Origin of the sequence: Mycobacterium sp. Root135 (assembly GCF_001426545.1) — a bacterium.
Classification (GTDB): Bacteria; Actinomycetota; Actinomycetes; order Mycobacteriales; family Mycobacteriaceae; genus Mycobacterium.
On sequence record NZ_LMEZ01000002.1, the window covers coordinates 13,510 to 37,195 of the forward strand.

The 23,686-nt window shown below is 68.4% G+C and carries 23 protein-coding genes; 11 read left to right on the forward strand and 12 right to left on the reverse strand.

Annotated features, from left to right (window positions below; all coding sequences use genetic code 11):
* Positions 1-17: 17 nt before the first annotated feature.
* Positions 18-278, reverse strand: a complete 261-nt coding sequence (locus tag ASD37_RS07440; protein ID WP_056550085.1) for a DUF2630 family protein — start codon at positions 276-278, stop codon at positions 18-20.
* A gap of 31 nt (positions 279-309) precedes the next feature.
* Between ASD37_RS07440 and ASD37_RS07445 the strand changes: the two genes are divergently transcribed.
* Positions 310-672 carry an FKBP-type peptidyl-prolyl cis-trans isomerase gene (locus ASD37_RS07445; protein ID WP_056550290.1) on the forward strand — a complete coding sequence of 121 codons (363 nt, stop codon included), beginning with the start codon at positions 310-312 and terminating at the stop codon, positions 670-672.
* Positions 673-1,173 (forward strand): hypothetical protein, encoded by a 501-nt coding sequence (locus ASD37_RS07450; RefSeq protein ID WP_056550088.1) that lies wholly within the window; start codon positions 673-675, stop codon positions 1,171-1,173.
* Here the strand turns inward: ASD37_RS07450 and ASD37_RS07455 are convergent.
* Together ASD37_RS07455 and prrA are read right to left on the reverse strand one after the other, a co-directional pair.
* Positions 1,170-2,516 carry a HAMP domain-containing sensor histidine kinase gene (locus ASD37_RS07455; protein ID WP_056550091.1) on the reverse strand — a complete coding sequence of 449 codons (1,347 nt, stop codon included), beginning with the start codon at positions 2,514-2,516 and terminating at the stop codon, positions 1,170-1,172. The genes ASD37_RS07450 and ASD37_RS07455 overlap by 4 nt on opposite strands.
* A gap of 38 nt (positions 2,517-2,554) precedes the next feature.
* Positions 2,555-3,265 (reverse strand): two-component system response regulator PrrA, encoded by a 711-nt coding sequence (prrA, locus tag ASD37_RS07460; protein ID WP_142271524.1) that lies wholly within the window; start codon positions 3,263-3,265, stop codon positions 2,555-2,557.
* 89 nt (positions 3,266-3,354) lie between these two features.
* Between prrA and ASD37_RS07465 the strand changes: the two genes are divergently transcribed.
* From ASD37_RS07465 to ASD37_RS07490, 6 genes are all read left to right on the forward strand, one after another.
* The gene (locus ASD37_RS07465; protein WP_056550094.1) at positions 3,355-4,344 is read left to right on the forward strand and encodes a phosphatidylserine/phosphatidylglycerophosphate/cardiolipin synthase family protein; all 990 of its coding nucleotides are present in this window, start codon (positions 3,355-3,357) and stop codon (positions 4,342-4,344) included.
* On the forward strand, positions 4,341-4,916 hold the full coding sequence (locus ASD37_RS07470; RefSeq protein WP_056550096.1) for a chromate transporter: 576 nt from the start codon (positions 4,341-4,343) through the stop codon (positions 4,914-4,916). The genes ASD37_RS07465 and ASD37_RS07470 overlap by 4 nt, the downstream gene beginning before the upstream one ends.
* Complete coding sequence (locus ASD37_RS07475; RefSeq protein ID WP_056550297.1) at positions 4,913-5,458, forward strand: chromate transporter; 546 nt, start codon at positions 4,913-4,915, stop codon at positions 5,456-5,458. The genes ASD37_RS07470 and ASD37_RS07475 overlap by 4 nt, the downstream gene beginning before the upstream one ends.
* 89 nt (positions 5,459-5,547) lie before the next feature.
* Positions 5,548-7,428, forward strand: coding sequence for an ABC transporter ATP-binding protein (locus ASD37_RS07480; RefSeq protein ID WP_056550098.1), 1,881 nt, complete (start codon positions 5,548-5,550; stop codon positions 7,426-7,428).
* Positions 7,429-7,460: 32 nt separating this feature from the next.
* Positions 7,461-9,422, forward strand: coding sequence for an ABC transporter ATP-binding protein (locus tag ASD37_RS07485; protein WP_235568011.1), 1,962 nt, complete (start codon positions 7,461-7,463; stop codon positions 9,420-9,422).
* Entirely contained in the window at positions 9,419-11,239 is a 1,821-nt protein-coding gene (locus ASD37_RS07490; protein WP_056550103.1) for an ABC transporter ATP-binding protein, read from the forward strand. Before ASD37_RS07485 ends, ASD37_RS07490 begins: the two co-directional genes overlap by 4 nt.
* A 2-nt stretch (positions 11,240-11,241) precedes the next feature.
* Here ASD37_RS07490 and ASD37_RS07495 read toward each other — a convergent pair whose 3' ends face one another.
* Genes ASD37_RS07495 through ASD37_RS07505 form a run of 3 tightly spaced genes read right to left on the reverse strand, consistent with a single transcriptional unit; the run spans position 11,242 to position 14,632 of the window.
* Positions 11,242-12,567, reverse strand: coding sequence for a hypothetical protein (locus ASD37_RS07495; protein WP_056550299.1), 1,326 nt, complete (start codon positions 12,565-12,567; stop codon positions 11,242-11,244).
* Between the two features lie 46 nt (positions 12,568-12,613).
* Complete coding sequence (locus tag ASD37_RS07500; RefSeq protein WP_056550106.1) at positions 12,614-13,450, reverse strand: VOC family protein; 837 nt, start codon at positions 13,448-13,450, stop codon at positions 12,614-12,616.
* A 48-nt stretch (positions 13,451-13,498) separates the two neighbouring features.
* Complete coding sequence (locus ASD37_RS07505) at positions 13,499-14,632, reverse strand: FAD-dependent oxidoreductase (RefSeq protein ID WP_056550109.1); 1,134 nt, start codon at positions 14,630-14,632, stop codon at positions 13,499-13,501.
* Positions 14,633-14,735: 103 nt separating this feature from the next.
* On the opposite strand from ASD37_RS07505, the gene ASD37_RS07510 reads away from it, so the two are divergent.
* Positions 14,736-15,278, forward strand: coding sequence for a TetR family transcriptional regulator (locus ASD37_RS07510; RefSeq protein WP_056550112.1), 543 nt, complete (start codon positions 14,736-14,738; stop codon positions 15,276-15,278).
* A gap of 64 nt (positions 15,279-15,342) precedes the next feature.
* On the opposite strand, the gene ASD37_RS07515 is transcribed toward ASD37_RS07510, so the two are convergent.
* The 6 genes from ASD37_RS07515 to ASD37_RS07540 all read right to left on the reverse strand — a co-directional run bounded on the left by ASD37_RS07515 (position 15,343) and on the right by ASD37_RS07540 (position 21,799).
* Positions 15,343-16,035, reverse strand: a complete 693-nt coding sequence (locus tag ASD37_RS07515) for a hypothetical protein (protein WP_056550116.1) — start codon at positions 16,033-16,035, stop codon at positions 15,343-15,345.
* Between the two features lie 27 nt (positions 16,036-16,062).
* Positions 16,063-17,040: an ornithine cyclodeaminase family protein gene (locus ASD37_RS07520; RefSeq protein WP_056550119.1), complete on the reverse strand. Its 978-nt coding sequence runs from the start codon at positions 17,038-17,040 to the stop codon at positions 16,063-16,065.
* A 4-nt stretch (positions 17,041-17,044) separates the two neighbouring features.
* The gene (locus ASD37_RS07525; RefSeq protein WP_056550122.1) at positions 17,045-17,962 is read right to left on the reverse strand and encodes an ABC transporter substrate-binding protein; all 918 of its coding nucleotides are present in this window, start codon (positions 17,960-17,962) and stop codon (positions 17,045-17,047) included.
* 31 nt (positions 17,963-17,993) lie between these two features.
* Positions 17,994-19,457, reverse strand: coding sequence for an MFS transporter (locus tag ASD37_RS07530; RefSeq protein ID WP_200959789.1), 1,464 nt, complete (start codon positions 19,455-19,457; stop codon positions 17,994-17,996).
* A 215-nt stretch (positions 19,458-19,672) separates the two neighbouring features.
* Positions 19,673-20,290 carry a GntR family transcriptional regulator gene (locus tag ASD37_RS07535; RefSeq protein ID WP_082570018.1) on the reverse strand — a complete coding sequence of 206 codons (618 nt, stop codon included), beginning with the start codon at positions 20,288-20,290 and terminating at the stop codon, positions 19,673-19,675.
* Between the two features lie 27 nt (positions 20,291-20,317).
* A complete protein-coding gene (locus ASD37_RS07540; RefSeq protein ID WP_056550127.1) occupies positions 20,318-21,799 on the reverse strand; it encodes a carboxyl transferase domain-containing protein in 1,482 nt (493 codons plus the stop codon).
* 37 nt (positions 21,800-21,836) lie between these two features.
* On the opposite strand from ASD37_RS07540, the gene ASD37_RS07545 reads away from it, so the two are divergent.
* Both ASD37_RS07545 and ASD37_RS07550 read left to right on the forward strand, forming a co-directional pair.
* Complete coding sequence (locus ASD37_RS07545; RefSeq protein ID WP_056550131.1) at positions 21,837-22,571, forward strand: enoyl-CoA hydratase; 735 nt, start codon at positions 21,837-21,839, stop codon at positions 22,569-22,571.
* Positions 22,572-23,678 (forward strand): MBL fold metallo-hydrolase, encoded by a 1,107-nt coding sequence (locus ASD37_RS07550; RefSeq protein ID WP_056550135.1) that lies wholly within the window; start codon positions 22,572-22,574, stop codon positions 23,676-23,678.
* Positions 23,679-23,686 lie beyond the last annotated feature (8 nt).

The window sequence follows — 23,686 nt, forward strand, 5'->3', positions numbered from 1 at the left end:
GGCGGCCCTCAGGATCGTCAGTTTAGATAGCCTTCGACTTCGCTTTCGGGTCGCACACTGGCCTGATCCGGGTCCTGACCGGTCTCGCGCAGGGCGCGGCGCTGGCGCAGCAGATCCCAGCACTGGTCGAGCTGAACTTCGAGGCCGCGCAGTCGGCGGTGCTCCTCGGTCTCGTCGATCTCGCCGTGCTGCAGCTTGGCGCGCAGTTCCTTCTCCTCGGCCACCAAGTCGTTGACTTGGGCGAGAATGTCGGCATCTTTGTTCGGGTCCGTAGCCACGCCCCCAGTCTGCCCGACTACCGTGGTGAACGTGGCAACTAAACCCGAGATCGAATTTCCCGACGGCCCGGCACCTGCCGAACTCGTCATCGAAGACATCGTCGTAGGCGACGGCGCCGAGGCCGTGCCGGGTGGCACCGTCGAGGTGCACTACGTCGGCGTGGAGTACGACACCGGTGACGAATTCGACAGCTCGTGGAACCGCAACGAGTCCATCGAGTTCCCTCTGCGCGGGCTCATCGAAGGCTGGCAGGACGGCATTCCCGGAATGCGCGTCGGCGGCCGACGCAAGCTCGTCATTCCGCCGGCAAAGGCTTACGGCCCGGCCGGATCCGGGCATCGGCTCTCGGGTAAGACGTTGATCTTCGTGATCGACCTGCTCGACGCTCGCTGAGTGCGTTCCGCGCTGCTGGTCGCCCTCACCCTGTTGCTCTTGGTGGCGGGGTGCGGGTCGGCCGGCAACTCCGGCGACACCGCTGACACCGGACAAACCACCGTCACCCCGGCGTCGACCAGCCCGTCGACCGTCGCGAAGAGCGGTCCGTTCGGGGCCATGTCGATCGTGCGGACGGCCGACGGGTTCACCGTGACCGGTGAAGTGCCCGACGAGTCGCTCAAGACGGGGCTTCCCGACACGCTGCGTCAGGCCATGCCCGGCGCCAAGATCGTCGACCAGCTGACGGTCAAACCCGGCGTCACCGCCCCGGAGTTCTCCGGTCTTGGCGCGTTGTTCGGGGTGGCGATGGACGTGGAGGGCTTCGCAGTGAAGCTCGTCGGCGACACCGCCACGTTGACGGGGACCGCCAAGGCCGAGGCGGCCAAGACGGCGGCCGGGACCGCGGTGACCGAGACCTGGCCGAACGTGAAGGTGGCCAACGACATTCGGGTCGGCTAGGACGGTCCAGGCAGTCGTAGCAGCAGCCGGACGCCGCCGAGCGGGCTTTCCTCCAAAGAGGCTGTGCCACCGTGCAATTCGGCTTGCTGCGCGACGAGCGCCAGCCCGAGGCCGGAGCCGGAGTGCGATGCCGTCGACCCGCGGGAGAACCGCTCGAAGACGATCTTGCGCTCCTCCTCGGGGATGCCGACCCCGTCGTCGTCGACCGCGATTTCCACGCCCGCGCGCGACGTGACCGCCGACAGCTGAACGCGAGTGGCGCCACCGTGTTTGACGGCGTTGGCGATCGCGTTGTCCACGGCGAGCCGCAGCCCGGCGGGCAGCCCCACGATTATCACCGTGGGTGCGGGCACCAACGACACGTCGAGCTCGGGATAGACCCGCATCGCGTCGTGCGCGGCGCGGTCGAGTAGCTCGGTGATGTCGACGGGCGAGTGGTCGTCCGACGTCGAGAGTTCGCCCTGGGCAAGCCTTTCGATGGCCCACAGCGTCGACTCGATGCGCGTCTGGGTCCGGATGACGTCGTTGAGGACTTCCTTGCGCTGATCCTCGGCGAGGTCGAGGGTGGCGAGCACCTCCAGGTTGGTCCGCATCGCCGTCAGTGGGGTGCGCAGCTCGTGCGACGTCACGGCGGCGAAGTCGCGGGAGGACACCAGCGCCGCCTTGGTGCGGTCCTGCTCCTGCCATATGCGCTGCACCATCCCGTTCACGGCGTCGGCGATCTCGACCGCCTCGGTCGCGCCGCGGACGTCGATGTCGGGGGCCGCGCCGCCCACGTCGATCGCCCGCGTCTGCTGGGCGAGGCGTTTGAGGGGGCGCACCGCGAACGCGGCGAGCAGCCAGCCCGCCAAGGCCGCCGCACCGATCGCGCCCGAGCAGATCATGATCACCCGGCGGTGAAGGTTGTTGGTGTCGCCGATCGTCGCGTCGTAGGTGGCGCCGACGGCGGCGGTCATCTCGCCCTGCGGACCGCTGATCTCCACGGTGCGCACGCGGTAACGAACGCCGTCGATGGTGGTGTCGGCGTAGCCGGCTGGCAGCTCGGGCAGCGTCACGTCGGAGTTCGACGTCACCTGGCCGTCGGGACGCCGGACCGTGATGATCGCGTCTTCGTCGTTGGGCGACTTGGGAATCTGGTCGAGGCCGCGCGGCAGGAACGGGATCGCGAAACCGGCCGCCTCGTCGAGTCGCCGGTCGAGACGTTCCTTGCGGTCGTTGGTGATGCCGACCCAGACAATCACGCCGACGATGCCGACCACGATGGCCGCGGCGATGGCCGTGGCGAACGCCACGCGGGTCCGCAGCGACGGCGTGCGTCGGAAGACCCGCGAGAGAAGATTCACGGCTCAGTTAGTTCTGTTCTTCGCGCAAGCGCTCATCACTACTGCTGCCTCAGGACGAATCCCACGCCCCGCACCGTGTGGAGCAGTCGTGACGCGCCACCCGCCTCCAGCTTGCGGCGCAGGTACCCGATGAACACGTCGACGACGTTGGTGTCGGCGGCGAAGTCGTAGCCCCACACAAGTTCCAGCAGCTGCGCGCGGGACAACACCGCGGTCTTGTGCTCGGCGAGGACCGCCAGCAGGTCGAACTCCCGCTTGGTCAGGTCGACGTCGACGCCGTTGACCCGGGCCCGGCGGCCGGGGATGTCGACCTCCAGCGGGCCGACGGCAATCGTCTCCGACGAGAACGTCGCCGTCGCTCCCCGGCGTCGCAACAGGGCCTTGACCCTGGCGACGAGTTCGGCGAGGACGAACGGTTTGACCAGGTAGTCGTCGGCCCCTGCCTCGAGGCCTGCCACCCTGTCGTCGACCGAGCTGCGCGCAGACAGCACGCACACCGGCACGTCGTTGTCCATGGCGCGAAGGGCCGTCACCACGCTGACGCCGTCGAGGACCGGCATGTTGATGTCGAGGACGATCGCGTCGGGCCGGGTCTCGGTCGCGCTGCGAAGCGCCTCGGCACCGTCGACTGCGGTGCTCACCTCGAACCCGGACAGGCGTAGTCCACGCTCCAGGGACGCCAGCACGTCGGGGTCGTCGTCCACCACCAGGACTCGGGGTGGCGCGGCACCGCTAGCTCCCATCTCCATGCGCCTCATCTTGCCTGATGTGCCACCGTGGATGCGGTAGGCGCGTTGCGCAGGCGGAACCGGACTGGTCGGTGCTAGCTTCAACACTCGTGCAGCCACTCGGCCCTCGCCTGATCGTTCAACCCGACGACGGTCTGGGTCCGGTGCTGGAATTCATCGGGTCGGCGCAGACGTCGCTTCTGATAAAGCAGTTCACCTTCACCGACGAGAGCCTCATCGACGCCGTCGTCGCGCGGAAGCAGGCCGGGGTCGACGTCCGGGTGATGCTGAACGCGGCCAGGTCCGGTGGCGACCGCGCGAACGACGAGACCTTCGAGCGCTTCTGCGCCGCCGGGATCTCCGTGCAGTGGGCCAATCCGAAGTTCTACGTCACCCACGAGAAGTCGATGGTCGTCGACGAGAAGTCGGCGCTGGTCGCGACGTTCAACATGTGTCTCAAGTACTTCACGCGCACCAGGGACTACGGCGTGATCATCGACGATCCCGTCCAGGTGACGCAGATCGTCGAGGTGTTCAACGCCGACTGGAACCACGACGACTGGGTGCCGACGGTGTACCGGGGTCTGCTGTGGAGCAACTCGAATTCGCGACTTCACATGGCGCGCTTCATCGACACCGCGACCCACCGCATCGACGTCCAGCATCCCAAGTTCGTCGACGCGGTCATCACCGACCACCTCGCAGCCGCAATCGACCGCGGAGTCAAGGTGCACGTCCTGTGCGGCGGCAGGCATGGCATCAGCGAGGGGGACGTGCTGGACACCTTCGCCTCGCTCCGCACGCTGCGTCGGTTTGGCGCGAAGGTGCACAAGCAGAAGAACCTCAGGGTGCACGCCAAGTTGATGATCGTCGACGACGAGCGGGCGCTGGTGGGGTCGATGAACATCGACCGCAGTGCGTTCGACCTCCGCCGCGAGCTCGGCATCACGGTCGACGACCCGGCGGTCGTCGCGCGTTTGAGAGCGGTCTTCGAGGAGGACTGGGCGCTGTCGCATCCGTACTCGCCACCGGACCCCCTCGATCCGTCGACCCACCACGAGGACGACTTCCCGCACGATCCGGAACTCGTCCACGAGTGACGTCGCCGGAGCCGGTGCCGGCGAAGGTCGGATTGTTCGAATTGGGGTTGACGTTCAACCACATCGCGCTGGCTTCCTTCGGCGGCGGACTGTCGGCGTGGTCGCGTGAGGTCATCGTCGTCGAGAAGAAGTGGATGGGCGAGGCGGAGTTCCTGTCCGCCATGACGATGTGCCGCATCCTGCCGGGAGCCAACCAGGTCAACATGGCCGTGTTCACCGGCACGAAGCTGCGGGCCGTGCCGGGAGCCGTCGCCGCGGTCGTCGGGCTGTGCCTGATGCCGCTGGTCATCGTGTTGGTGCTGGCATTCCTGTACTTCACCTTCAAGGAGGTGCCCGCGGTCAAGGGCATCCTCCACGGCGCGTCCGCGGCTGCCGTCGCGCTCACGCTGGCGATGGTGGTCAAGACCGGCAAGACGTGCCTGACTGGCCTGATCCCGGTGGGGCTGTTCGCGTTGGCGTTCGTGCTCAACGGCGTCCTGCGGTGGCCGTTGCTGGGGGTGCTGGCGATCGTCGCTCCGCTGGCGCTGCTCTGGGCGTGGCCTCGGGGGGCTTCGAGGACGGCTGCGACATGAGCACCTATCTGCAGTTGATCGTCCTGTTCGGGTCGCTGTCTCTGATGTCGATCGGCGGCGGCAACGCGGTATTGCCCGACATGCATCTGCGGTCGGTCCACCAGCATCATTGGCTCAGCGACACACAGTTCGCCGACCTGTTCTCCATCTCGCAGACCGCGCCAGGTCCGAGCATCCTGATCGTCGGCATGATCGGCTACGCCGCAGGCTTGCCGGTCGGGGGCGTGCTCGGCGGGATCGTCGGCGGTTTCGTCGCCACTGCCGCGATGGTGATTCCGGCGGCGTCGCTGGTCTACGCGATCACGCTGTTTTGGCAGCGGGCGCAAGAGTCGAAGTGGCGGATCGCCGTCGAGAAGGGGTTTGCGCCGCTCACCGTGGGCCTCATCCTGGCGTCGTCGTTGGTGATGAGCCGCGCGGCCGACCACGACTGGCGGGCGTACCTGCTGACCGCCGTGTGCACGCTGATCTTCGTGCGGTCCAAGGTCAACCCGCTGATCGTGGTCGCGGCCGCAGGTGTGATCGGTTACTTCGGCATCGTCTGAGTTAGCCGAAACGGGTATAGCTCTTCGCATGGGTGTCCCCGTTGGTACCGAATTGACCTCATCTTTTGTTGAGGTTTTACGGTGATGACATGAGCATGGAGTACGCGGCCAGCCGGGCCCTATACCGGCAGCGCAACGCGCGCGGAGGTGATCTCCGTGTGCTGGCCAACCGTGCGCTGTTGTTGCGGATCTGGCGTTTCTCCGCCCGCCACCACCGCCGCCTCGGCGCGTTCGTGGCGGTCAGCGTCGTCGGCGCGCTGCTTGCGGTGTCCACGCCGGTGCTGGCCGGGCGGGTGGTCGACGCGATAGTGCATGGCGGGTTGCCGAGCACGGTGGTGGTGCTGGCGTCGGTGATCGCGGCCGTCGCAGTGGCCGAGGCGGGCGTCGGGATGCTCACGCGCTGGCTGTCGTCGCACATCGGGGAGGGCCTGATCCTCGATTTGCGGACCGCGGTGTTCGACCACGTGCAGCGGATGCCGGTGGCGTTCTTCACCAGGACCCGAACGGGGGCCCTGGTCAGCCGGCTCGGCAACGACGTGATCGGCGCGCAGCGCGCGTTCTCCGACACGCTCTCCGGGGTGGTCGGCAACCTGGTGACGTTGGCGCTGACGCTGGCCGTGATGCTCAGCATTTCGTGGCAGATCACGCTGCTGTCGCTGCTGCTGACGCCGTTGTTCCTGCTGCCCGCCCGCCGGATCGGTCGCACGATGGCGACGCTGAGCCGGGAGAGCGCGATCTACAACGCGACGATGAATACCCAAATGACGGAACGCTTCTCGGCGCCCGGTGCCACGCTGGTCAAGTTGTTCGGCGACCCGGCGCGCGAGTCGGAAGAGTTCGCGTCGCGGGCCGACCGGGTTCGCGACATCGGCGTGCGGACGTCGATGCTGCAGGCCACGTTCATGAACTCGCTGACGCTGATGTCGGCGCTCGCGCTGGCGCTGGTCTACGGGCTCGGTGGTGTGCTGGCGATCGGCGGCGCGCTGCAGGCTGGTGCCATCGTCTCGCTGGCCCTGCTGTTGACGCGGCTCTACGCGCCGCTGACGGCACTGGCCAACGCGCACGTCGAAATCGCCAGCGCGCTGGTCAGCTTCGAGCGCGTCTTCGAAGTACTGGACCTGACGCCGCTGATTCGGGAGAAGGCCGACGCCGTACCCGTGCCCGACGGGCCGGTCGGCGTGGAATTCGACGACGTGCGGTTCGCCTACCCGTCGGCCGACAAGGTGTCATTGGCCTCGCTCGAGGAGGTCGCCGTGCTCGACGACCGCGGCGGAGACGAAGTGTTGCATGGTATTTCGTTCACCGCCGAACCCGGTCAGATGGTCGCGCTGGTCGGGTCCTCCGGCGCGGGCAAGTCGACGATCGCGTCGTTGTTGGCGCGGCTGTACGACGTCGACTCCGGTGCGATCACGCTGGCAGGCGCCGACGTCCGCGACGTGACCTTCGCGTCGCTGAAGGACACCGTCGGCGTCGTCACGCAGGACGGGCACCTCTTCCACGAGTCCATCCGCGCGAACCTGTCCCTGGCCGCGCCAGGCTCCACCGACGAACAGCTCTGGGAGGCGTTGCGCCGGGCCCGTCTGGGCGACGTGGTCGCGGACATGCCGGACGGTCTTGACACCGTCGTCGGCGAACGCGGCTACCGCCTCTCCGGCGGACAGCGCCAGCGGTTGACCATCGCGCGCCTGCTGCTCGGGAAGTCGCGGGTGGTGGTGCTCGACGAGGCGACCGCGTCACTGGACTCCGAGTCCGAAGCCGCCGTGCAGCAGGCGCTGGCCGAGGCGCTCGCAGGCCGGACGTCGCTGGTGATCGCCCACCGGCTGTCCACGATCCGGGCCGCCGACCTGATCCTCGTCGTCGAGGACGGTCGCATCGTCGAACGCGGCACCCACCGCAAGCTGCTGGCCCGCCGTGGCCGCTATACGGAGTTGTACGAGACGCAGTTCGGTGACGAGACGTCCGCCGCATGAAATCGGTTGCCGAGCATGGGAACCTTGAAGGCGTGACGCCTGTGGACGACGAGGGACTTCGGTCCGAGCCCGCCGTCGCGCCACCGCCTCTTCGCATCCGGTCGTCGTCGGACATCCTGCGGTTGCTGCCGTATCTGAAGCCGTACTGGCTGCGGTGGACCTCGATGCTGATCGCGGCCCTTCTCAGCCTGGTCGCCACGGTCGCGATTCCGCTGATGACGAAGGCCGTCATCGACGGTCCGGTGCGGCACCAGGATCAGCAGCACCTCTGGACGTTGGGCTCCATCGCCATGGCCGTGCTGATCTCGGAGGCCGTGCTGTGGTTCATCCGTCGCTGGCTGGTCTCGCGCGCCACCATGGGCGTCGAGGCCGACATCCGCAAGGACCTCTATGCGCGGCTGCAGATCCTGCCGATGTCGTTCCACGGCAAGTGGCAGTCGGGCCAGTTGCTGTCGCGGGTGATGAACGACCTCAGCACCATCCGCCAGTTCCTGTCGTTCGGGCTGCTGTTCTTGTTGCTCAACATGATTCAGATCGTCGTGGTGACGGGGATCCTGCTCGCCATGTATTGGCCGCTGGGTGTGGTCGTGGTGATCTCGATCGTGCCGATCACGGCCACCGTGCTCCACTTCCAACGTCAGTTCACCAAGCTGTCGCGGGCCGCGCAGGATCAGTCCGGAAACGTCGCCACCCACGTGGAGGAGCAGGCGCTCGGGGTGCGGGTGGTCAAGGCGTTCGGCCGCGAGCAGTACGCCTACGACCGGTTCGACCAACGCGCCACCGCCCTGTTCGACACCGAGGTGCGCAAGGTGGGGGTCTCGGCGAAGTTCTGGACGCTGCTGGAGGCGATCCCCAGCGCCAGCCTGATCATCGTGCTCGGACTTGGCGCCTACGCCGCGGGCAGCGGCCTGGTGACGATGGGCACCCTGGTCGCGTTCATCACGATGATGCTGTCGCTGGTGTGGCCCATCGCGTCGCTGGGCTTCCTGCTGTCGATGACGCAGGAGGCCATGACGGCTGCCAACCGCGTCGTCGAGATCTTCGACGCGCCACGCGAGATCACCGACGGGCCGCACCGCGAGGTGCCCCGCGGCGGTCGCCTGGAGCTGGTCGACGTCGGCTTCAAGTTCCCCGACTCCGACGAATGGGCGCTTCGCCACGTCAACGTCACCGTCGAACCGGGGGAGACCCTGGCCCTGGTCGGTCCGACGGGATCGGGCAAGTCGGTGCTCGTGTCGCTGCTGTCACGGCTCTACGACGTGACCGAGGGCGCAATCCTGGTCGACGGCAACGACATTCGCGAGCTGTCGCTACCCGCCCTTCGGAAGGCCGTCGCCACCGCCTTCGAAGACCCCACCCTGTTCTCGATGTCGGTGGCGGAGAACCTGCGCCTCGGCAGACCGCTGGCGACCGAGGAGCAGCTGGCCCAGGCCGTCGAGGTGGCCGCCGCCCAGTTCGCCTACGACCTGCCGTTCGGTCTTGACACCCGGATCGGTGAGCAGGGCATGAGCCTGTCCGGCGGTCAGCGACAACGACTCTCGTTGGCCCGGGCACTGTTGGCCGCCCCGTCCATCCTGGTCTTGGACGACACCCTGTCGGCGCTCGACGTGCACACCGAGGCCGTCGTCACGGAGGCGTTGCGTCGCGTCTTGCGGACGCGAGGAGCAGTTGGGCGGGAGTCCGAGGTCACCGGCCTGGTCGTCGCCAACCGGGCGTCGACGGTGCTGCTCGCCGATCGCGTCGCCCTGCTCGAGCGAGTCGACGGCTCCGGGGCGACCATCACCCGGGTCGGCACCCACGCAGAGCTGTTGGCGACGGCGCCGGAGTACCGGTACCTGCTGGCGGCCGACGACGAGCTCGACGAGAACCTGGAACGCGATTGCGACTGGGAACGTGACGAGGAGCGCAGCCGGCTCGAAAACCTCTATCTCGAGCAGGAAGCCGATCGGGACGGGGAGCACGGCTATGTGGGGTCGGAGGTGGAGAAGAGATGAGTACCACCGACTGGCGGGGCCGCGCCGTCACGAACGACGACGCCGACCTGCCCATCGACGAGTCGATCTCGCGCCGCAGGGAAGCGCGCAGCCTGCTTGGCGGCTTGCTGCGGCCCTACGCCACGGCGGTTGCCCTGCTGACGATCGTCATCGTGGCGGAGAACGCCGCGCGACTGTCGGTGCCACTGCTGGTGCAACGCGGCATCGACCACGGCATCCCGCCGCTCGTCGGCGGTGGTTCTGCGCGTGAACTGATCCTGATCGTCGCCGCGCTGTGCGGCGTCGTGCTGGTGCAGGCCACCAGCCGGATGTTCTTCCTACGCCGCTCGGGGCGGATCGGCCAGGAAGTGCTACTCGAGTTGCGCCGCAGGATCTTTCGGCACTTCCAGCGGCTCGACGTCGCGTTCCACGACCGCTATACCTCCGGTCGGGTGGTCGCGCGCTCGACCAACGACGTGGAGGCCATCCAGGACATGCTGCAGACCGGGTTCGACGGTCTGATCACCGCCGTCCTGACGCTGCTCGGCACGTCGGTGCTGCTGATCGTGCTCGACGTGAAGCTCGGGCTGATGTGCCTGTGCGCCTTCCCGGTTCTGGTGCTGCTGGTGTGGTGGTTCCGCACCCAGTCGGCGAAGACCTACAAGCTGGTGCGTGAGCGCGCCGCGTTGGTCATCGTGCAATTCGTCGAGACGATGACGGGCATCAAGGCGGTGCAGGCCTACCGCCGCGAGCCGCGCAACCAAGAGATCTTCACCGACGTCGCCGACGACTACAAGAACGTCAACGAGCGGGCGTTCAAACTGCTCGCGATCTTCATGCCGGCCGTCCGACTGGTCGGCAACGTCACCACCGGTGGAGTGCTGCTCTACGGCGGTTACCGGGTGCTCAACGGTGAGATGACGCTCGGCACGCTGACCGCGTTCCTGCTGTATCTGCGGATCTTCTTCGAGCCGATGCAGGAGATCTCGCAGTTCTTCAACACGTTCCAGTCCGCGGCCGCGGCCCTGGAGAAGATCGCGGGCGTGCTGGCCGAGAAGCCGGGCATCCAGGACCCGGAGCAGCCGGTCGAGCTCTCGACGGTGAAGGGCGACATCGAGTTTCGTGACGTCGCCTTCTCCTACGTTCCCGACCGCCCGGTGCTGCCGGACCTACGGCTGGAGATCCCGGCTGGCCAGACCGTCGCCCTGGTCGGCACGACCGGTGCCGGCAAGACCACCATCGCCAAGCTGATCGCCAGGTTCTACGACCCCACCTCTGGCGCGGTCACGCTCGACGGCGTCGACCTACGCGACCTGGCGCAGGCCGACCTGCGCACGCACGTGGTGATGGTGACGCAGGAGAACTTCATGTTCGAGGGCACCATCGCCGACAACATCCGGTTCGGTCGGCCCGACGCGACCGACGCCGAGGTGCGCGAGGCGGCCGAGGCCGTGGGCGTCAGCCGGTTCGTCGACGCGCTCCCCGACGGCTACGAGACCGACGTGGCGAAGCGGGGCGGCAGGCTGTCCGCGGGCCAGCGGCAGCTGATCGCCTTCGCCAGAGCGTTTCTCGCCGACCCCGCGGTGCTCATCCTCGACGAGGCGACGTCGTCACTCGACATCCCCAGCGAGCGGCTGGTTCAGCGGGCGCTGGCCACCGTGCTGGCCGACCGGACCGCGGTCGTCATCGCCCACCGCCTGTCCACCGTCGAGGTCGCCGACCGCGTGCTGGTCCTCGAACACGGCCGCATCGTCGAGGACGGGCCGCCGGGAGAGCTGATGCTCGGCGACGGCAGGTACGCGGCCTTGCATCGGGCCTGGGTCGACTCCCTGGTCTGAGTTCAGGCGCGCAGCAGGGCCTCGAGCTTGGTGTTGGCGGCTCGCAGGCGTGGCGCGATCTGAGCAGCTCCGTCCCGCGCGGCGTCGTCGTCGGATTGCATGTGACTGACCACGTTCAGCCGGGCGCGGTTGAGCCAGCGCATCAGCTCGGGGTCGTCGAACCACCTGAGCTGGTTGTGGTTGAAGTCGAGCGTCATCGTGATCCAGTCGAGTGGTTTCGTGGGATGCTCCACCGGCCTGCAGTAGTCGTTCTTGGCGTCGTCGTCGAGGTCCATCGCCTCGACGCGGGCGATGACCGCGGCGCTGAAGGTGGGTTGGCAGGTGCGCACGGACTGCAGGGTGATGTGTTCGCCCGCGAACACGGTTGTGGCAGGGCGGGTTCCGATGCCGTCGCCGGTGCAGTCGACGAACAAGGCCGATGGGTCGACGTCGACGGTGCCGTCGTCGAGGGTGATTTGGCCCGGTTCCAGCGCGACGACGCGACCCATCCGGACGACGTCGGAGATCCGTCGCAGATGGTCGAGTTCACCTCGTGAGACGATCGCGCACCGGTACATCGACGGCGTCACCGTCTCGTCGATGCGAAGCAGGCAGCCCAGCTTCTCCAACCGGACGTAGAGATCGTCGATCGAGATGGCCTGCGCGATGGCCCGCGACTGGGCCGAGAAATCCGCAAGCACCCGCCTGGCGAACGCCGGGCCCGGTTGCACGGAGGCACGGTCGAGCAGCCAGGAGTCACGCGGCTTGATCCACGTCAGCCGATCGGGTGAAATGCCGTGCCGCATAAGCCACGTGCACGCGTCCATGGAGGTCTTGCCGCCACCGACGATCACGTAACCGTCCCGGGCCTGCTGCTTGGGCAGGTCGTTGGGCGGGATGCAGTCGACCCCGGGGGCGACGTCGTAGAGCGGCGGACGCATCGACGGCACCACCACGCTGAGGTAGGTGGCGTCGACCACGCGGCACCCTACCTCGACCCGGTATTCGTCTCCGGCCAGTGTCCGAAAGCGGTTGTCGCCCAAGTATTCACTCATCGGGAAGTACGAGACCCGGCCGCTCGGCAGCAGGTGCTGGCGCATCACCTGGTCGTAGTAGGCGCACACCTCGCTGCCGCCGGCGAGCTCGTAGAAGCCCTCGTTCCAGCCGCCGGAGTCGATCGAGTCGCTGCCCAGCTGACGCGAGTTGACGCCGTAGTACGCCGAGGGTTGATGCAGCCGGACGAAGGGATAGGCGTTGACCCAGTGCCCGCCGGGCTGGTCGTTGCGGTCGACGAGCACCACGGTCGCGTCGGTCTCGGAGATCAGGGTGTCCACGAACGCCATGCCCATGGCGCCCGCGCCGATCACCAGGTAGTCGGCCTCGAGGGTCGGCACGCTAGCCCTTGGTGGGGGTGAACTGGCTGAGGACGAGTTCGGCGCCCTGCGGGTCGCGCACCGTGGCGGTCCTGGTCCACTCCGAGTCGTCGGACGACAGGATGGTGGCGCCGAGGTCCTCCGCCGTGGCCGCCGACGTGTCGCGATCTGCCACCGCGAACGTCACCTGCCACAGTTCGGGGTGGCCCTCCGGGATCAGTCGCATCCACGCGACCGCGTCCTCGAACCCGGCGGGCGCGGCGACCTCGGATTGCCGCTCCCTGATGTCGGGGTCGACGGTCTCGGCGAGGTGATCGCCGTAGCCGGGCCTGCGCACCATGGTCGCGTAGCCGACGTCGTCGACCTCCCACCCGAACACCGTCGAGTAGAACTTGGCGGACTCGTGCGGATCGGTGGTGTGCAGATCGCTGAAGTTCCAGGTGCCCGGCACGTTGACACGTTGCGCGCCAAGGCGTTTACGTGCCTGCCACAAGCGGAACTCGGCGCCGCGCGGGTCCACGCACACCGCCAGGCGTCCGCCGGGCCCGGCGTCGACCGGGGCCAGCGTGACGGTGCCGCCCGCGGCCTCCACGTCCCTCACGGTGGAGTCGGCGTCGTCGACGGCAACGTAGGTGTGCCACGCGACGACCTCGTCGTCGGAGTCGGGGGTGCCGATGGCGGCGACGTCCTCACCGCCGACGGTGGCGATCAGGTAGTTGCCTGGCGCGTCGGAGGGGATGGCGTCGGTGAACGTCCAGTCGAAGAGTCCGGCGTAGAAGCGCTTTGCCTCGTCGAGGTCGTGCGCGACGGTGTCGATCCAACTGGGGACGCCGTGCGGGTACGTCTTCGGTGTGGTCATGCCGCCATGGTTCCCGTTGGGGCCCGATCGTCAAACAACGTCTGGCGCTCAGCGGTAGACCAGACCCGAAAGGCGGGACGCCAGGGCGTGGCTGACCAGGGGGAGGCGCCCGAGGACCTTCAGCGCGGCGTTGCGGGCGGGGCGCAACGCGCGCGGCATGGTGGCGAGCCTGGTCAGCCGATCGGTCAGGGCGATTACCTGCTTGGCAATCGGACGGCGGGCGGCGGCGTACTCGTCGAGCCGCGAGTCAGGCCCGCCTGCCAACACCGCCGCCAACGCGTCGGCCAAGACGACCGCGTCCTGGATGCCGAGGTTCATGCCCTGACCGCCGGCCGGGCTGTGCACGTGGGCGGCGTCCCCCGCCAGCAGCATCCGGCCGCGGCGGTAGGTGTCGGCGACCCGATGATGGATCCGGAACCGGGAACCCCATACGACGTCGGTGACCGCGATTCCACCGGGACCTCGGCCGTCGAGGAGCTGCTGAACGAACTCGATCGAGGGTGCCTCGGGTGCGTCGTCGACTGGCGCCACGATGCGAAAGGCACCCTCGGGCAGGGGTGCGACGACGGTGAGACCCTCGCTGGCCCAGAACAGCCGGACCTCGTCGGTCGGGGCGTCGCCACGGAGGTGGACGTCCGCCAGGACGAAGGAATGGTCGTAGGCGCCACCGGTGAAACCGATTCCGGCCTGCGTGCGCACGGTGCTGTGCATCCCGTCGGCGCCGACGACGTAGCGGGCGCGGACGGTGTCGCCGTCGTCGAACGTCGCCGTCACGCCAGTGGCGTCCTCGGTGACGGTGGCGAGCACCTTGGGCCGCACGACGTCGCCGCCGAGTTCGCGAACGCGGTCGAGGAGCAGCCGTTCCGTCGTCGACTGCGGCGCCATGAGCGTGAACGGGTAGGCCGTCCGAAGACCGCTGAAGTCGACCGTGAGCAGGACGGTGGCGCCGTCGCGAATGGCGAAGCGGGGCGCTTCGATGCCCTCCTTCACCAGCCGGCGGGTGACGTCGATCCCCTCGAGTACCTCGAGCGTGCGGGCGTTGACCCCGGCGGCGCGTGAGGTGTTCGCGGCTTCCTCCTGCCGGTCGACGAGCATGACGCGCGCGCCCTTGAGCAGCAACGATGCGGCCAGCGTCAGCCCGGTCGGGCCAGCGCCCACGATGAGGACGTCGGTGTCGTGCATGGGGGTCTCCTGCGGATGCGGACAAATGCCAACGCATGTTGACTTTTCTAGCGTGCGCCGCGGTGCCGGAAAAGTCAACAGCTGTTGGCATAGAGTCCTCGGCATGGGAGCGAAGGCCGACCAGACCAAGGCCCTCATCCTGGCCGCCGCCAGGGAGCGGTTCGCCGAATCGGGATACGAGGCCGCCACCATCAGGGCCATCGCCGCGGACGCCAGCATCGATCCGTCGATGGTGATGCGCTACTTCGGCACCAAGGACCAGCTGTTCGCCGCCGCCGCCGAGTTCGACCTGCGGTTCCCGGATCTGTCCGACGTCGCACCCGAGCGCCTTGGCCACGCGTTGGCGTCGCACTTCCTGGCGCGCTGGGAGGCCGACGACGCATTGGTGGTGCTGCTGCGCTCGGCCACCACCAATGCCGATGCGGCCCAACGCATGGCCGACATCTTCGCCGGGCAGCTGCTGCCCGCGATCTCGAAGTTCACCCCCGACGACGCGCCGCGGCGGGCCGGCCTCATCGCCACCCAGGTGCTTGGGATGGCGTTGTGTCGCTTCGTCTTACGGCTGCCGCCGGTCGTCGACCTGAGCCGAGAGGAACTGGTCGAGTGGCTCGGCCCCACGCTGCAGCGCTACGCGGTCGGTTCCTGAGCTCGAGTGTGAACGTGGCGACGGACTCGCCGCGGAAGCGTCGCCGTATTCACGAACGCGGCCGTTAAGCCTCGATCTCTCCGGCGATCCGCCGCTCGATACCTGCCCTCGTCACGGCGGGCAGCACGATCAGACCGTCCAGCTCGCGCTGGGCCTTGGAGTACGCGTTGCGCCGTTCGTCGACGGTGGCCGCGCCGTCGGAGGCCACCCGCAGCAGGCGCTGCGCACGTTCCAACCGCTCCTGAGCCTCCACCGAGAAGTCGCTGCGTCGCCTGCGGACCGCTTCGGCCTCGGCGACGTCGAACGCGGTGACGTAGCCGTGGACGGCGTCGCGGTAGTCGAGCTGCGCGTCCCGGTCACCGACGAGATCCTCCGCGCTCGCGGGCCGCAAGAGATCGGCGCGGCTGCGGGCCCGGTGAAACTCTGCGGTGAGCGGCTCGCGCATGTCGGTCATGAGCGGGAAGTCCAGCAGCTTGGCGACGTCCAGCTCGTACTCCAGCCAACGCGCGTCGGTGCCGTCGTGTCGCTGCAGGACCTTTGTCACCTCGCGTCGGACGGCCGCCTCGTCGACCCGCCCGCGCCCCGAGGCCTCCGCCATCGCGACCTTCGCCTGCTGTTTGATCCGGTAGCGCTCCAGCCGGCGTTCGGCGCGGCGCTCGTTGGCGGCGGCGACGCCCTTGACCGCACCACCGATCACCCCGCCGAGCGGAAAGATCAGCCACCAGAAGTTTCCAGCGAAGTGCAGCACCGAGTCCACGGTTCCCAGGATGCCACCGCTACGCGCCTACGCGCTCAGATCGACCGTCGTCCCCACTCCGAGCTCCGCGGCGCGTGCCAGGACCAATTCGGCGGTGGCAAGGTCTTGCAACCCGAGGCCGACGGACTCGAACAGCGTGACGTCGTCGGCATGGGACCGGCCCGGACGGGCCCCGACGATCACCTGCCCGAGCTCCGTCCGTGCGTCGTCCTCGGTGATGGCGCCCTCGGCGAGGGCCAGCAGCACGCCTCCGGACTTCGCCATCGCGGTGTCGTGGCTGTCCACGACGATGCGGGAGCGCGTCATGGCCTCGCCGTCGACCTCGCGATGGTCCGGCCTCGGTGGCGCGCCCACCGCGTTGACGTGCTGGCCGGCGCGCAGCCACGCTCCGAGCAGAACCGGATCGCGCGCCGGAGTCAGCGTGCACACGACGTCGGCGGCGGCCACGACCGCTTCGGGCGACGAAACCCGTTCGACCGCAATGCCGATGTCCTGCGTCCTGGCCTCGAACGCGTCGAGCGTGGCGGTGCTCCTGGTCCAGACGACGATCTTCTGGATGTCCCTGACGGCCGAGATGGCGCGGGCGTGTTCGACCGCCAGATTGCCTGCCCCGATCAATCCGAGGACGGCCGTGTCACGCCGTGCCAGGTGGTCGGTCGCAACGGCGCTGACGGCCGCGGTGCGCATGGCCGTGACGGCACGGCCGTCGAGGATGGCCAGGCACTCGCCGGTCGACGCCGAGGTGACCATGATGCTGGAGCGTTGCACCGGCAGTCCACGCGCGCGATTGGCGGGCAGGTCGCAGAGCATCTTCACCGACACGTATCCGCCCCCGGACGCGGTCATCGGGATCGCCGAACCGTCGTCGCCCAATGCGATGGCACGTGGCGCGGGGTTGTGCCAATCGCCCCGCGCCAGCCCGGCGTGCGCCAGCTCGACCGCCTTGCGCACCTCGTCGCGGTCCAGCAGGCCGGTGATCTCGGAGTGCGTCAGGATGAGCACCATGGGATCAGGCCGAGACCGAAGCCGCGCCGACCGCATCGACGATCGTCGAGTCGACCACGTCGTCAAAGCCGGGAATGGCGCGAACCATGCCTTCCTCGAACAAGATTCGCATCCAACGCTCGGTGGCGACCCGGTCGATGCGGGGTGTCGCCCACGTCTGTGAGCGCAGCATCCGGTCGCACGCGCTGGTCAGCACCTCCGGCGGCGTCGTCGGCCAGTGCTCGGCCATCAGCGGTCGAAGCTCGTCGACGCCGACCGAGGCCAGCAGTGCCATGGATTCGTCGAGTGCCGCGGTGAATGCGGTCAGCCGCTCGGACAGCTCCTCGGTCCGCTCGGCGCGGAGGTAGTAGACGCTGTTGGGCCCAAGGCCACCGGTCACCGAGTAGTCGTTCGCGATGAAGCCGGTACCCCTGTGCTGCAAGAGTTCTGCGGTGGTGTGGTCCAACACGATCGCGTCTCCGAGACCGGACTCGAACAGCTCGACGAACATCGGGGTGGACAGGTCGCGCAGCCACCTGATCGACGCGGGGTCGACGCCGGCTTCCCGCACCAGGCCCGCGGTGAAGGCGTACGGCGCACTGCCGCCGATGCCCGGCGCGAGGACGGTCTGGCCGGTCAGATCCGACCACTGGAAGTTCGGTTGCGACGTCCGGGTCACCAGGGCCTTGGGGAACTGATGGTTGACCTGGGCGACCACCGAGAGCTTGCGGGGGGTCCCGCTGTACATCGCGGGAACCCACAGGCCGCCCAGCGCGATGTCGGCGGCGCCGCTGTCCAGATCGTCGAGCACGCCCGTCCACGGATCCTTCGCGGTGGCCGTGACCGTCAGGCCGCGCTCGGCGAAGAGGCCGAGGTGCTCGGCGTAGTACTGCGGCAGGTAGTTCAGTCCGTGGGCGGTGGCGGAGATGTTCAGTGTCAACATGTTTGGTGTTTCCTTCTCGATTGGTGACGAATCATGCGGCGTGGGCGAGGACGGGCTTTTCGGTGACGGCTTCCAGGGGCTTACCGAACGTCTCGGGGCCGAAGCGGGCGGCGACGACCAACAGCGCGTACATGACGGCGATCATGGCGAACACGCCGGCGACCCCCGCCCGGTCGAAGAAGAACAGCGCCGCGAAGGGCATGACGGCGCCTGCGACGTTGCCGATTCCGTTGACCACCGAGGTGCCCATGGCGCGCACGGACGTGGGGAAGAGCTCCGGTGACCACACCGACAGCATGGTGTTCAGCATCATGGTGAAGAACTGAAAGATCATGCCCAGCACCAGAATCAGCGCGGTCGAGTGGGCGAAGGACGCGAAGCAGACGGCCGAGATGCACCCCAGCACGGCGGCGATGCTCACGGTGAGCCGCCGCGGCGCCTTGCCTGCCAGGTAGGACGCCGCGCACGCCCCGAACAGCGATCCGATGTTCATGATCATGGTGAAGGCCAGTGAGTCCGACAGCGAGTAGCCGCGTGACACCAAGAGGATCGGCATCAGGAACAGCAGGGTGACCTGCGCGCCGAACGACATCCACGACGCCGCGCCGATCGCGGCTGTGCGCCTGAGGTTTTCGCCCTTGAACACCTCGGCGTAGCTGCTCTTCACCTGGACTGGAATATCGGCCTCGGTGACGTACTGCTTGGTGGCACCGGGCTTGCGCAGGGCCTTGATGCTGCCGCCGTCCAGCCGGGTCAGGCTCTGGTTGGCCTCGTCGACGCGGCCCTTCGACAGCAGGAAGCGGGGCGACTCCGGCAGATAGCGCCGGAAGAAGACCACCAGCAGTGCGGGGATCGCCAGCAACACGTAGGTCCAGCGCCACGCGGTGTCGTTGCCGCCGAGCACGCCGTTGAGCGGGCCGAGGACCAACCAGAAGAAGCCGAACGACGCGATGTTGCCGACGCCGCCGGAGGAGATGTTGAGCGTTGCGAGCAGCGATCCCCGATGCCGGGTGGCCACGATCTCGGCAAGGATCGCCAGGCCGACGGTGAATTCGCCGCCGAGGCCGATGCCGACGATGAACCGACTCGCCAGCAGCATCTCGTAGTTCACCGCAGCGGCGCTGATCAAGCCGCCGAGGGTGTAGACGAGAAGGTTGAGGCTCAGGGCGGCGCGACGGCCCCAGCGGTCGGCGATGTAGCCACCGATGAGGCGGCCGGCCAGCCCGCCGAGCACGGTCGCTGTGTTGATCATCGTCAACTCCGCATTGCCGATGCCGAAGGACTCCTTGAGAAGCGGTCCCATCGCACCGGTGGAGTTTTGTTCGAGGGAATCGAAGAACAATCCGGCCATCAGAAGCAGAATGAGCGCGGCTTGCACCCGGCCGAAGCCGATGCGGTCCAGGGCTGCCGTCAGACCGGGCGATGCCGCCGGGTCGGGTGGTTCGGAGTCGTGTTGAGCGGGAACGGTTTTGGTCTTCGTGCGAACGAGGGACATTGCGGTCTCCGGATGGGTGAGTCGACACCGGCGACGGTCGCGTCGGTGAGCCGACCCCACGTCGTCGATGACAGAAGCCGCGCTGCCCAATTTGTATACGAAACTCGTTACGCATCTGTTTCCCACCAGCACTGTTGCGTTACATCCACGAAAACTCTGCTTGGATTGTAATACAACCGGATGCGTGGCCGGATGGGGCGGGTGCGGCGAGACCGTCAGTCGTGCTCGAACTCTTCGGCGAAGTACCGCTCGTCGCGGCGAAGGTGCTCCTCCATCAGATAGCCCGCCTGTACCGCCGAGCCGTTCACGATCGCCTGGGCAATGGCCCGGTGGTCACTCGTCGACGCGTCGGGGTTGTGTCCCAGTCCCCACTGCACCCGGCGGTTCAGCCCGGCCAACATCTCGACGAGCTGCCGGTTGCCGGACGCCGCAGCCACGACCTCGTGGAACGACGGACCGTCCGCGTCGTGGTGCCGGTCGACGTTCTCGGCCACGGCGGCCAGCTCGTCGACGGCCTCGCCGCCGCGATTGGTGGCGGCCAACTGAGCGGCGAGCACCTCGAGGCCGCGGCGGATTTGCAGCAGCTCGCGGCCGTCCTGGACGAGCGTCTCGGAGACTGCCGCACCGCGATAGCGCACGATCGTGACGAAGCCTTCGGACTGGAGACGAGTCAAGGCCTCGCGCACCGGAACCCGCGACACCCCGTACTTCTTGGCGATCGACTCTTCGATCAACCGTTCGCCAGCCGTCAACCGGCCCGCCAGAATGTCCTGACGCAGCGCGTGGGCGATCGAATCGCCGGTCGACTCCACCCGGGACGAGGGCTCTGTCACGACGTGCAGCCTAAACCGTGCGCATGGTCAGCCGGGCAACCCGATTCCGCGGTAGTGCCGCAGCCGTGACGCCAACCGCTCCTCGGCGGGCAGGCGCCTCAGTGCCACCAGCTCGGCGGCGATGGTGGCCGACAGTCGATTGGTGAAGTCCAGCGGGGTGTCGGCGGCGTCGGTGTGTTCTCCCACGATGGCGTCGACGATCCCGTTGCGCAGCAGGTCCGCCGACCGAATGCCTTGGGCGGCGGCAAGTTCCGGGGCATGGTCGACGTCGCGGAAGACGATCGCGCTGGCTCCCTCTGGCGGCAGCGGAGCCAGCCAGCCGTGCAGGGCGGCCAGGACGCGGTCCGCGGGCACCATCGCCAGCGCCGGCCCGCCGCTGCCCTGGCCGAGCAGCACCGAGACCGTGGGCGTGTCCAGGGTGACCAGCTGCGCCAGGCACCTGGCGATCTCACTGGCCAGCCCGCCCTCCTCCGCTTCGGCCGACAGGGCCGGGCCCGGGGTGTCGATGACGAGGACGAGTGGCAGCCGCAACCCGGCGGCCAGCGCCATCCCGCGGCGTGCCTCGCGCAGCGCCTGCGGGCCGGCCAGTCCGCCGCCGACACCGCGCTGCTGACCGACCACCACCGCGGGTTGGCCGCCGAATCTGGCCAGCGCCAGCAGCGTGGTGGCCGCCTCGCCGTGGCCGCCGGTCCCCGAGAGCAGCACCCGCTCGGTCGTACCGTGGCGCAGCAGGTACCCGATGCCGGGGCGGTCCGGACGCCGCGAGATCTCGACCGAATCCCACGCCGGTACGTCGGCGACGGGCTCCGCCTCCGGTGCGTTCGGCGGGGTCCCCGGTGCGTCGGACAGCACCGTGAGTGCGCGGTCCAGCGTCGAACGCAACAGTTCGATCGGGACGACGCCGTCGATGACGCCGTGCCGGTGCAGGTTCTCCGCCGTCTGGACTCCCGTCGGAAACGGCTCGCCGTAGAGATGCTCGTAGACCCGCGGCCCGAGGAAGCCGATCAACGCCCCCGGTTCGGCCGCGGTCACGTGCCCCAGCGACCCCCACGACGCGAACACCCCGCCGGTGGTCGGATGCCGCAGGTACACCAGGTAGGGCAGATGCGCCTGCTTGTGCAATTCGACCGCGGCGGCGATCTTGACCATCTGCAGGAAGGCGACCGTGCCCTCCTGCATGCGGGTGCCGCCGGAACTCGGGGATGCGACCAGCGGCAGGGCTTCCGCCGTCGCCCGTTCGATCGCGGCGGTGATCCGCTCGGCCGCAGCCACCCCGATCGAGCCTGCGAGGAAGTCGAACTCGCTGGCCACGACGGCAACGCGGCGACCGAACACCGTGCCCTCGCCGGTCAGCACCGATTCGTCGAGGCCGGTGGCGGCCCTGGCGTTGGCGAGGTCGCGGCGGTACGCGTCGTCGGCGGCGACGTCGAGTGGGGGGCTGTCCCAGCTGACGAAAGACCCCTCGTCGAGGACGGCGTCCCGCAGTGTCATGGCACCGATCCGGCTCACGGGGCAAGGCTAGCTGTCCGCTCGTTAGGCTGGGCCCATGATCGGAATGACCCGCGAGGGCAACGTACTGACACTGGAGATGCAGCGCCCCGAGCGGCGCAACGCCCTCAACGGCGAACTTCTCGACACACTGCGCGAGGCGGTCGAGAAGGCCGCCGACCAAGGCGTCCGCGCCATCGTCCTCACCGGCCAGGGCCACGTCTTCAGTTCGGGTGCGGATTTGTCCGGCGGCCAAGGCGTCGCCGACGAACTGCCGGACAAGGCAAGGGCGCTGAACCTGGCCATCGACCAGGCACCGCTTCCCGTCATCGGCGCGGTCAACGGACCTGCCATCGGGGCCGGGGTGATCCTGTCGATGATCTGCGACCTTCGCGTCGTCGCGCCGGAGGCGTACTTCCAGTTCCCCGTCGCGAAATACGGCATTGCCCTTGACAATTGGAGCATCCGCCGACTGACGTCCCTCGTCGGAGCCGGGCGGGCCCGCGGCATGCTGCTGGCCGCCGAACGGCTCACCTCCGAGGCGGCGTTGCTGACCGGCATGGCCAACCGCTCGGGCACGCTCGCCGACGCCCAGGCGTGGGCTCAGGAGATCGCCGGGTTCGCGCCGCTGGCGCTGCAACACGCCAAGCGAGTGCTCAACGACGACGGCGCCTACGAGGACGCGTGGCCCTCGCACAAGGAGCTCTTCGACCGGGCGTGGGCCAGTGCGGACATCATCGAGGCACAGGTCGCGCGGATCGAGAAGCGGCCCGCGAACTTCACGGGGGCCTAGATGATTCGGGAAGCGGTGCGATTCATCGGCGGCACGGCCGCGCTCATCGGCGGGGGCTGGGCGTTGCGGGCGGCGCAGGGTGCCCCCGAGGCGCTCGGCGCGTCGCCGGTGGAGATCGACACGGTTGCCCGGCGCTCGCCGCACTACCGCGACGGCGTCTTCGTCAACATGGAGCCCGCCTCCGAGGCCGGCCTCACCCGCCAGCAGCAGTTCGTGCTCGCGCTCGACGTCATCGGAGGCAGCTCGGTACAGCACCCCGCGACGCCGGTCCCACTCGTCACGCCCGATCCGAGCGTGACCGCAACCGATCTCGCCGCCACCTGGTACGGCCATTCGTCGGCGTTGATCGAGGTCGACGGGTACCGCATCCTGGCAGACCCCGTGTGGAGCGACCGGTGCTCGCCGTCGCGTGCCGTCGGTCCGCAGCGGTTGCACCCGGTACCGGCCGCGCTCGAGGCGCTGCCCGCGGTGGACGCCGTGATCATCAGCCACGACCACTACGACCACCTCGACGTCGACACCATCAAGCAGCTGGCCCTGACCCAGCGCGCCAAGTTCTACGTGCCGTTGGGCATCGGTGCGCACCTGCGGGCCTGGCACATCCCGAAGGACCGGATCGTCGAACTGGATTGGAACGAGAGCGCGCACGTCGGCGAACTCGAACTGGTCTGCACGCCCGCCCGGCACTTCTCCGGGCGCTTCCTGACGCGCAACGTCACGCTGTGGTCGTCGTGGGCGATCATCGGTCCGCGGCACCGCGCCTTCTTCGGAGGCGACACCGGGTACACGAAGAGCTTCGCCGACATCGGTGCCGACTACGGCCCATTCGACCTGACCCTGATGCCGATCGGTGCCTATCACCCCGGCTGGCCAGACATCCACATGAACCCGGAGGACGCCGTCCGGGCGCACCGAGACGTATCCGACGCCGGCTTGCTGCTGCCGATCCACTGGGCGACGTTCCGGCTGGCGCCCCACCCGTGGTCCGAACCCGTCGAGCGGCTGCTCACCGCGGCCGAGGATGACGGGGTCCGGGTGGTGACGCCCAAGCCCGGTCTGCGGGTCGAACCGGCGACGGCCGAATTGGACCCATGGTGGCGGGCCTGACCGGATAG

Coding starts and splice junctions, on each gene's coding strand:
- prrA (WP_142271524.1), bottom strand. CDS start 3,265: ATGGAGATGGGAGCTAGCGGTGCCGCGCCACCCCGAGTCCTGGTGGTG.
- ASD37_RS07475 (WP_056550297.1), top strand. CDS start 4,913: ATGAGCACCTATCTGCAGTTGATCGTCCTGTTCGGGTCGCTGTCTCTG.
- ASD37_RS07480 (WP_056550098.1), top strand. CDS start 5,548: ATGAGCATGGAGTACGCGGCCAGCCGGGCCCTATACCGGCAGCGCAAC.
- ASD37_RS07490 (WP_056550103.1), top strand. CDS start 9,419: ATGAGTACCACCGACTGGCGGGGCCGCGCCGTCACGAACGACGACGCC.
- ASD37_RS07495 (WP_056550299.1), bottom strand. CDS start 12,567: ATGGGCATGGCGTTCGTGGACACCCTGATCTCCGAGACCGACGCGACC.
- ASD37_RS07500 (WP_056550106.1), bottom strand. CDS start 13,450: ATGACCACACCGAAGACGTACCCGCACGGCGTCCCCAGTTGGATCGAC.
- ASD37_RS07505 (WP_056550109.1), bottom strand. CDS start 14,632: ATGCACGACACCGACGTCCTCATCGTGGGCGCTGGCCCGACCGGGCTG.
- ASD37_RS07510 (WP_056550112.1), top strand. CDS start 14,736: ATGGGAGCGAAGGCCGACCAGACCAAGGCCCTCATCCTGGCCGCCGCC.
- ASD37_RS07520 (WP_056550119.1), bottom strand. CDS start 17,040: ATGGTGCTCATCCTGACGCACTCCGAGATCACCGGCCTGCTGGACCGC.
- ASD37_RS07525 (WP_056550122.1), bottom strand. CDS start 17,962: ATGTTGACACTGAACATCTCCGCCACCGCCCACGGACTGAACTACCTG.
- ASD37_RS07530 (WP_200959789.1), bottom strand. CDS start 19,457: ATGTCCCTCGTTCGCACGAAGACCAAAACCGTTCCCGCTCAACACGAC.
- ASD37_RS07545 (WP_056550131.1), top strand. CDS start 21,837: ATGATCGGAATGACCCGCGAGGGCAACGTACTGACACTGGAGATGCAG.
- ASD37_RS07550 (WP_056550135.1), top strand. CDS start 22,572: ATGATTCGGGAAGCGGTGCGATTCATCGGCGGCACGGCCGCGCTCATC.